Raw genomic sequence first — 1,117 nt, 5'->3', positions numbered from 1 at the left:
GGCTTCAAGTTCATCGGTGAGCAGATCGGCCTGCTGGAAGCGGAAGGTCATGTGGACCGCTATATCTTCGGCTTTGAGGAGAGCTACGGCTACCTTTCCGGCGGGCATGTGCGGGACAAGGACGCCGTGAACGCCACGCTGCTGGTCTGCGAGGCTGCCGCCTGGTACGCCCAGCAGGGTATGACCCTGCTGGATGCCATTGAGGCACTGTACAAGGAGTTCGGCTACTACCGCAACGCCCTGTGCTCCTTCACCTTTGAGGGTGAAAGCGGCATGCACACCATGCAGCAGCTGATGGCCGGTCTGCGCGCCAACGCCCCCGCTGCCATCGGCGGTTACCCGGTGGAAACCGCCGTGGATTACAACATTGAGGGCGGCTACAACGGCCTGCCCCGGGCCGATGTGCTGGAATACCGGCTGGCGGGCGGCCACAAGTTCATGGTGCGTCCCTCCGGCACCGAGCCGAAGATCAAAGTATATCTGTCTGCCGTGGGCGCCAGCGAAGCCGAAGCCGATGCCGTGAACGAAACCCTGGCCGCCGCTGCGGCCCAGATGATGAAAGGATGATCTGACCATGGCCATGCTGAAACTGAAACCCGCCTGCAAGGATTACCTGTGGGGCGGCGACAAACTGCGCACCGATTTCGGGATCGAGAGCGACCTGCACCCCCTGGCCGAAGCCTGGGTGCTCTCCTGCCATCCGGACGGGCCTTCCGTGATCGTGGGCGGCCCCCACGACGGCAAGACCCTGGCCGACTACCTGGCCGAACAGGGCCGCGGCATCCTGGGTACCGATTGCGAGAAGTTTGAGGACTTCCCCATTCTGACCAAATTCATCGACGCCAAAGGCAACCTTTCCATCCAGGTACACCCCTCCAACGAGTACGCCCTGGAGCATGAGCACCAGTACGGCAAGACCGAGATGTGGTACATTCTGGACTGCGAACCCGGTGCCTTCCTGTACTACGGCTTTGACCACGAGATCAGCCACGAAGAGTTTGAGCGCCGCATCAAGGACAACACCCTGACCGAAGTGCTCAACGCCGCGCCGGTACATAAAGGCGATGTATTCTTCATTCCTTCCGGCACGCTGCATGCCATCTGCCAGGGCATCGTC

Annotated in this window: 1 protein-coding gene and 1 pseudogene; both read left to right on the top strand. The window is 61.4% G+C overall.

What is annotated here, in order from left to right; translation table 11 throughout:
• Positions 1-567, top strand: a pseudogene (locus H6B10_RS14625) (phospho-sugar mutase); the annotation flags it as partial.
• 7 nt (positions 568-574) lie between these two features.
• On the top strand, positions 575-1,117 hold a 543-nt coding region (locus tag H6B10_RS14620), incomplete at its 3' end, for a type I phosphomannose isomerase catalytic subunit (RefSeq protein WP_345941857.1).

It is taken from the genome of Gemmiger formicilis (genome assembly GCF_016901605.1).
GTDB lineage: Bacteria > Bacillota > Clostridia > Oscillospirales > Ruminococcaceae > Gemmiger > Gemmiger formicilis_B.
The sequence above is the reverse complement of the archived record's forward strand: the minus strand, read 5'-3'. Positions and strand labels throughout refer to the sequence as shown.